Origin of the sequence: Pauljensenia sp. 20925_1_27, assembly GCF_041432835.1 — a bacterium.
GTDB lineage: Bacteria > Actinomycetota > Actinomycetes > Actinomycetales > Actinomycetaceae > Pauljensenia.
This window is the reverse complement of sequence record NZ_JAPWAH010000003.1, coordinates 223,149-230,773: the sequence shown is the minus strand read 5'-3', so window position 1 is coordinate 230,773 and position 7,625 is coordinate 223,149. Positions and strand designations below refer to the sequence as shown.

6 protein-coding genes are annotated in these 7,625 nt (G+C 63.8%); all 6 read left to right on the top strand.

The genetic code is table 11. The features are described from left to right. A partial coding sequence (locus O3684_RS03780) for an HAD-IIA family hydrolase (protein ID WP_500065161.1) occupies positions 1 to 2,005 on the top strand: 2,005 nt, incomplete at its 5' end. 184 nt (positions 2,006 to 2,189) lie between these two features. Further along, complete coding sequence (locus O3684_RS03775; protein ID WP_500065160.1) at positions 2,190 to 3,017, top strand: TlyA family RNA methyltransferase; 828 nt, start codon at positions 2,190 to 2,192, stop codon at positions 3,015 to 3,017. Further along, complete coding sequence (locus O3684_RS03770; protein ID WP_500065159.1) at positions 3,014 to 3,844, top strand: NAD(+)/NADH kinase; 831 nt, start codon at positions 3,014 to 3,016, stop codon at positions 3,842 to 3,844. The genes O3684_RS03775 and O3684_RS03770 overlap by 4 nt, the downstream gene beginning before the upstream one ends. Further along, positions 3,841 to 5,517, top strand: a complete 1,677-nt coding sequence (recN, locus tag O3684_RS03765; RefSeq protein WP_500065158.1) for a DNA repair protein RecN — start codon at positions 3,841 to 3,843, stop codon at positions 5,515 to 5,517. The genes O3684_RS03770 and recN overlap by 4 nt, the downstream gene beginning before the upstream one ends. Further along, a complete protein-coding gene (gene steA / locus O3684_RS03760) occupies positions 5,514 to 6,659 on the top strand; it encodes a putative cytokinetic ring protein SteA (RefSeq protein ID WP_500065157.1) in 1,146 nt (381 codons plus the stop codon). Before recN ends, steA begins: the two co-directional genes overlap by 4 nt. After that, positions 6,656 to 7,549: a copper transporter gene (locus O3684_RS03755; RefSeq protein ID WP_500065155.1), complete on the top strand. Its 894-nt coding sequence runs from the start codon at positions 6,656 to 6,658 to the stop codon at positions 7,547 to 7,549. Before steA ends, O3684_RS03755 begins: the two co-directional genes overlap by 4 nt. The last annotated feature ends 76 nt before the right edge of the window (positions 7,550 to 7,625 follow it).

The following is a 7,625-nucleotide window of genomic DNA, read 5'->3' as shown; positions in this document are numbered from 1 at the left end:
CTACCAGCAGCGCGACGATCGCCGGGGTGGTTTCCGCGACGACCGCCGGAAGGATGCTTCGTATAAGAACTATTCGTCGACGGATGAATACGTCTCGCCGAACGGAAACGAACCGACGATTCCGGCCGGTGTTAGCGCCGATGAGCTTGACCGTGATGCGCTGCGTGCCCTTGCCACCCTTTCCGGTCCTAACCGAGACATCGTTGCGCGTCATCTCGTGATGGCTGGGCAGCTGATTGATCTCGATCCGGAGGCTGCCTATCAACACGCACAGGCCGCGGTTTCCCGTGCTGGCCGCGTCGACGTTGTCCGTGAGGCAGCCGCTTTGACCGCTTACGCGTCCGGCCGCTACGAGGAAGCTCTGCGCGAGGTTCGTGCGGTCCGTCGTATGCGCGGCGATTCATCGCTGCGTGCAGTCGAGGCAGATGCCGAACGCGGTCTTGGCCATCCGGAGAAGGCCGTCGAAATCATCGACGCAACCGATGCCTCGTCCCTTGATCTCGCTGAGCAGGTCGAGCTTGTCCTCGTCTCCTCCGGTGCCCGCGCCGACCTCGGCCAGGCTGACGTCGGCCTCGTGATCGTCGACGATGCTCTCGCTGCACTGCCTGCCTCTGCCGATGACGAACTGCGTCGTCGCCTGATGGAAGTGAAGGCACAGCGCCTGACAGAGCTCGGTCGCGACGACGAAGCTGGCGAGGTTCTCGATGCTATGCCTGCCGTTGCTGAAGATGCTGAGATCATCGACGTTGCCCTGTACCAGGATTCAGATGTCGATGGGAAGCGTTCGCCGCTGCGTGGTACCGGCAACGCCCTCGCCGAGGACTACGATTGTGCTCTCCTTGACCTTGATGGCACCGCGTGGTCGGGCGACGAGCGCATCGAGCATGCGGCTGCGTCCGTCGTTGAGGCGCGTGAGCTTGGTATGGCTTCTGCCTTCGTCACGAACAACGCAATGCGTACGCCTGCGCAAGTGGCCGAGAAGCTCAACAGCATGGACTTTGATGCGACGGCTGACATGATTATGACCTCCGCGATGGATATTGCCGCGATCATGGCTGAGGAGCTTGAGGAAGGCTCGAAGGTCTTTGTGATTGGTGGTGCGGGTCTGCGCCTCGCGCTGGAAGAGCGTGGCTTCGTTCTCGTTGATAGTGCTGACGATGAGCCCGCCGCCGTCGTGCAGGGCCTCGATAAGCAGGTGGATTGGGCGCTTCTGTCCGAGGGCGCGTTCGCAATCGAGCGGGGCGCTGCCTTCTACGCGTCCAACCTCGACGCGACGCTGCCCGTTGAGCGTGGGCAGGCGCTTGGCAACGGTTCGCTCGTGCGCGCGATCCAGCACGCGACCCACAAGCGTCCCACTGCTGGTGGAAAGCCTGAGCCGGGCATCTATCGTCGCGCGAGCGAGCTCGTGGGTGCACAGAACCCGCTCGCCGTGGGCGACCGGCTCGAAACCGACATCATGGGAGCGGTTGCCGCGGGCGTTCCCGCGATGCACGTTCTCACGGGTGTCCACATGGCCAGGGATGTCATCCGTGCGCCCCGCGGCCAGCGCCCGAGCTACCTCGCGATCGATATGCGTGGCCTGCTGGAGGCACACCCCGCCCCGAAGCATCACCGTGACGGGACGTGGACGTGCGGACTGTCCCAGGTGGCAAAAGCGCACCGTTCTGGTGTGTTGACCCTTGACGATGTCGAGCTGACCGAGCCGGTGACGATCACGATGGACTCCTACCGTGCGCTTGCCGCAGCCGCGTGGGAATACGCGGATGCTGCTGGTTCCGCCCCTTCGTGCCCCGAGATTACCGTTGTGAGCAATGACGATCCGGCTGGTATCGTCACTGCCCCGGAGCCGACCGCAGCTATCGATGACGACGACGATTTCTTCGACGTCGCCGCAAACGCCGACAGCCTCCCGGAGCCGGATTCGCAGACGCCTGCATTCCTGCCCGGGGAAGAGGAGCTTGAGCGCCTCCTTGAGGACACGGCCGATTTGGACGACGAGGCCTGATGGCCCTACGCGAGCAGATAGAGGCCCGGCTCATCGGTTTCGATGGTCTTCCAGTGTCAGAGCAAATGACGACGCTGGAAGCCATTGAGTCTGATTTGCGCCGGGCCCTGTCTGCCGGCGTTCCCGGCGGCGCGGCCGTTCCTGCGGAACATATTCGCGTCGCTCATAAGGATCGGAGAGATGGGTGAAGCTTCGCCGTATTGATTCTGAGCTGGTCCGACGTGGGCTCGCGAAATCGCGGTCCGCGGCCGCACAGATGGTTGAGGATGGGCGCGTCAAGCTCGACGGTCAGGTTGTCGTCAAGCCGGCCCGTCAGATGGATCCTGCTCAGGCGATCGTTGTTGAGGAATCCGACGACCCTGAGTACGTCTCGCGTGGCGCGCACAAGCTTGCCGGCGCCCTCGACACGCTCGGTGAGAAAGCACCGGTCATTGAAGGGCGTCGTGCATTGGATGCGGGTGCGTCGACGGGTGGGTTTACTGACGTCCTGCTGCGGCGCGGTGCCTCTTCGGTTGTCGCCGTCGACGTGGGGTACGGCCAGCTGGCATGGAAGCTTCAGTCCGATCCTCGCGTCGAGGTTCACGATCGTACGAACGTGCGCACCCTCGATCCTGCCTCGGTCGCACCAGCCCCCGAACTCGTTGTAGGGGACATGTCGTTCATTTCGCTGACCCTCGTGCTGCCCGCACTGGTCGCAGCGGCCGCTCCACACGCTGACTTCCTGTTGATGGTCAAGCCTCAGTTTGAGATCGGAAAAGAGCGGCTCGGGCACGGGGGAGTGGTGCGTAACCCGGAGCATCACGTTGAGACGGTGGAAAAGGTAGCGCGGTGTGCCATCGACCTGGGGCTCGACATCGCCGCTATTGCCGCGTCCCCGCTTCCTGGGCCGAGCGGTAACGTCGAGTATTTCGTGCATATGCGACGAGATTATCCTGAGCCGATCGATCCTTCCCAATTGACCGATTACATCCGTGCGGCCGTCGCTGCCGGTCCCGCTGGAGGACACTCATGACCCGTGTGTTGATGGTGCGCCATCGTCACCGCCCGAACGCGGTGACGAGTGCTGTGAGCTTGGCGGAGGCCCTCAAGGCGCGCGACATCGAGGTTGTCGAAGACGCCTCCGGGGGTGGCATCGACATGGTGCTATCGATCGGCGGTGACGGAACGTTTTTGGTGGCGGCGTCGAGTGCGCGTGCCTTGGACGTCCCGCTGCTGGGTATCAACGCTGGCCACATGGGCTTCTTGACGGAACTGGGAGATAAGGGCACCGGTGACCTTGCGCGCAAGATTGCCGATGGAGATTTTTCGGTGGAACGTCGCATGACGCTGGACGTGACGATGGAGCGTCCCGACGGTTCCAAGGCTGACGACTGGGCGCTCAACGAAGCGGTCGTTATGCACACGGACGTCGCACATCCCGTTCATTTTGCCCTCGTCGTCGATGGCCAAGAAGTGTCCACGTACGGCGCGGACGGGATGATTCTATCGACGCCGACCGGCTCAACCGCCTATTCATTTTCCGCTGGTGGACCGGTCGTGTGGCCGGATACGGAGGCAATCGTTGTTGCCCCGTTGGCAGCGCACGGGTTGTTTACGCGTCCGCTCGTCGTTGGTCCGTCGGCGTGTGTGGAGATCGTGGTCCTCGATGATATGTGGACTGCTCCGGAAATGTGGTGCGATGGCCTGCGCCGCATGACTGTCCCGGCCGGGGGTGTGGTGCAGGCGCGCGTGGGCTCGTCTCCCGTGCAGCTGGTGCGTGTGGATGATACGCCATTTTCGGCGCGCCTTGTCCGTAAGTTCAACTTGCCAGTCCGTGGATGGAGGGACGCTGCGCAGTGATTGAGTCTCTCGATATCTCCAATCTGGGTGTCATCGCTCACGCGCATGTCGATTTTGGCCCGGGGCTCGTCGTCGTCACTGGCGAAACTGGTGCCGGTAAGACGATGGTTCTGTCGAGTCTGCAGCTTCTGCTCGGGGCTCGCGCTGACGCCGCGCTCGTGCGTAGCGGTGCGCAGCGTCTTTCGGTCGATGGTATTTTTTTGATCGCGCCCGATGTTGCGTCGCGTGTGGAGGATGCTGGCGGCTTCGTTGAAGGCGATGAGCTGATTGTTGGCCGGTCCGTCCGCGCGGCGGGGCGCTCGCGCGCGCACCTTGGTTCCCGTCCCGTTCCTGCTTCGGTATTGGCCGATATCGTCGGCTCGATGGTGACGATCCATGGTCAGTCGGATCAGATTCGGCTGACGGGGGAGGCCGCTCAACGACGTGCACTGGACCAATTTGGAGGTAGTGCACATGCGGCTGTGGTGGAAAAGTATCGCGCAGCTTTTCGCGGTGCCGTCGATATCAAGCACCGCCTTGATTCCTTGCGCGGCGACGCGACTGAACGTGCCGAGGAAATTGAGGACCTGCGCGGCGCGATCGATCAGATTGAGGCGCTTGATCCGCAGCCGGGTGAAGAAGAAGACCTGGTGCGAGAGGCCGCGCGCCTGACGAACGTCGAGGATCTTCGTGCCCTCATGGGTGCCTCCCTTGGTTTTCTGAAGGGGGATGATCGCGGGGATTACGCGGGTGCGGTGGAGGCCGCACGTAGTGCGTACGCGCAGCTAGACGAGGCCTCGCGCTTCGACGAGGCCGTGGCTGATTTCGTCGCCCGTGCCCGTAACCAGGCGCTCGAGTTGGATGCTCTCGCCGATGACGTGTCGTCCTATCTGAGTCGACTCGACGCGGATCCGCAGCGCCTGGCGCAGATTCATGCCCGTCGCGCTGCCCTGAAAGATGCGTTGCGCGGAAGAGCTGCGGATATCGAGGGCCTGCTCGCGTGGGTCCAGGAAGCGCGCGTTCGGCTCGCCGAGCTGTCAGCTCCGGCCTCGGACCCCGCCCTTGTTGAGGAGGAGCTCCGTGCCGCGCAGGAACACGTTCTAGCATGCGGCTCCCGTCTGACGGCCGCACGCGCCACGCTCGCCGCGGAACTTGCCAGCGGTGTCAACGAAGAGCTGCATGCTCTGTCAATGCCCGACGCCACGCTCCACATTGACCTCGAGGCAACGAAGCCGACGTCCCACGGGTGTGAGAGCGTTGTATTCCGCCTGCAGCCGCATCCGCATGCTCCTGCGCGTCCCCTCGGACAGGGTGCCTCCGGCGGCGAGCTCTCGCGCGTCATGCTCGCCCTCGAGCTGATGCTCGGACGCACCGAGGCCTCGTCCACGTTTATTTTCGACGAGATTGATGCTGGCATCGGCGGGCAGACAGCGACGGAGGTAGGCGCACGGCTGAAGAGACTCGCCGCATCGCGCCAGGTCATCGTCGTGACGCACTTGGCTCAGGTTGCTGCGTTTGGGGACCAGCATCTCGTCATCGAGAAAAGCGACGGGACGACGCAGGTTCGCGACGTGCGCGGGGAAGCGCGAGAAGCCGAACTGACGCGCATGATGGGTGGGGATCCGCACTCGGCTGCGGCGCGCCGCCACGCTTCGCAAGTCTTGGCTTCCGCCGTGTCACAATCGCAGGGATGAGTGAAACACTTTCAAAGGAATCGAAGGGCCAGTTGGGGCGCGTACGCGTCGATGACCGCCCCAAGCACCTGGCAACGCGCCTCGAGCGTGGAGAGATCGCCGTTATCAACGTCGCAGACTTGGACCGCGAGAGTGCTGCTGCGCTGGTTGAAGCCGCGCCTATCGCAGTCCTCAACGCCCAGCCCTCGCTGACGGGACGCACCGCGGCTCTCGGTCCGCGTCTCATTCTCGACGCCGGTATCGCGCTCGTTGACGACCTCGGTCAAGACATCATGTCGCTGCGCGAGGGACAGGAAGTCGCCGTCACGGGCGGCAAGGTCCTCGTTGATGGCGGTGTCATTGCAACCGGTAGGACTGTGTCAGCCGAGGACCTGGATGTTGAGGTCGCTGACTCGGCCACGCTGTTCGCCGGGTTCGAGGGGTCTGTCGAAGACTACCTGGCCAAGGATGGTGCAACCGTTCTACGTGGTGAGGGAGTGCCCTCTATTGATGGCCTTGGCAAGCGTCCGATTCTGCTCGTAAGCGCCGCGAGCGAGGCAGCGAGCGATTGTCGCGCGCTCGCCCGCTGGCGTTCCGAGGCTGCTCCTTTCGTTATCGCTGTCGATGGGGGAGCGGACGTCGCCCTCAAAGCGCACCTCACGCTCGACCTCGTCGTGGGTGATGCAGACCTGATGAGCGAGAAGGCCATTCGTCGTGCACGCGCCTTCATCGTGCGGGTCGGTGGTGATGGTCTCGCACCCGGTGCCCAGCGACTCGATCGTATGGGTATCGTCTACGAGCGTGTGGCCATGGCCGGTACGTCTCTCGACGCGGCCCTCGTCGTTGCCGCTCATTCAAGCGCAACCGCGGTGATCACGGCCGGTGTTTCCTACGGGGAGGCTGAGCTTGTTGATGCTGGACGCGCGCTCGTCGCCCCTGCGTTTTTCTCTCGGCTTGCGGTCGGCTCGCGACTCATTGGCGCGCAGGCGGTTGCGGCCACGTTCCGCCCCCGTCCGCGCGGCTGGACCCTCGTGCTCCTCGCCCTTGTCGCTCTTGGGCTGATGGGCGTTGCGCTGTGGTCGACCCCGTGGGGTAACGACCTGTTGCACCCGATTACCTCTTTCTTTGTCTCGCTGATGCATTCCGCTGGAGGAACCCAATGATTAACTTTCGCTATCACGTTGTCTCGATCATCGGGATCTTCATCGCTCTCGCTGTCGGAGTCGTCCTGGGTGCCGGTCCGCTTCAGAGTCGTATCCACGCCGGAGTGAACGCGTCGTCGACTTCGAGCGTGACCGATCCCCAGCTGAGCGCACAGGCGGAAGCCGAGGCAGCGGGCCTGAAAGCCCTCGCTTCCTCGACCCTCGCGGGTTCCCTGACCGGTGCCAAGGTTGCGCTCGTCGTGCTCCCCGGTGCGTCGGATGATGATGTCGCAGCCCTCCGTTCGACGCTCACCGACGCCGGAGCGAGCGTCGTCGGCCGCGTGACGCTGAGCGACAACTGGCAGTCCACATCCATGAGCCAGTACCGCACGACCCTGTCGACGACGCTCGCCTCGCATCTGACCTCCGGCGCGGCGAAGACGGCTAGTGCGGATGGTGTGGTGGGTTACTCGATCGCTCAGGTGCTCACCTCGACCGGCTCCGAGACTGACCTACTGCGTCAGATTCTGACGGATGAATCCACCCCGATCATGACGATTGATGAGGACCCGGCCGGCACCGCGACCACTATGGTCGCCGTCGGGCCGCGTGCGCAGGCCGTTGCCTCGAACGACGCGACCCCCGTCGCAGTAACCGCCAGCTCCGATGCCTGGGTCGGTCTGGCCCAAGCCGTGGGCTCGACGTCCGGTGTGCTCGTGGGCGATGCGTCGACACGCGACGCGATGATCACTTCTGTGCGCGCCAGCGGCACCGTCGTGACGACCGTTGACTCGGTCGGTACCACGCTCGCTGCCGTTGATACGGCGCTCGCCCTGTCCACGCCTGCCACCGGTGCCCGCGCCTTCGGCGTGGGTAACGGAGCACAGTCTGTCATCCCGAGCAACAAGTAAAGCGCGTCAATACGCGATTTTCCTCGTCGGTCCCCGCTGATCTGCCCAGATCGCGGGGGCCGATTCATGCCAGGAG

Coding starts and splice junctions, on each gene's coding strand:
- O3684_RS03770 (WP_500065159.1), top strand. CDS start 3,014: ATGACCCGTGTGTTGATGGTGCGCCATCGTCACCGCCCGAACGCGGTG.
- O3684_RS03755 (WP_500065155.1), top strand. CDS start 6,656: ATGATTAACTTTCGCTATCACGTTGTCTCGATCATCGGGATCTTCATC.
- steA (WP_500065157.1), top strand. CDS start 5,514: ATGAGTGAAACACTTTCAAAGGAATCGAAGGGCCAGTTGGGGCGCGTA.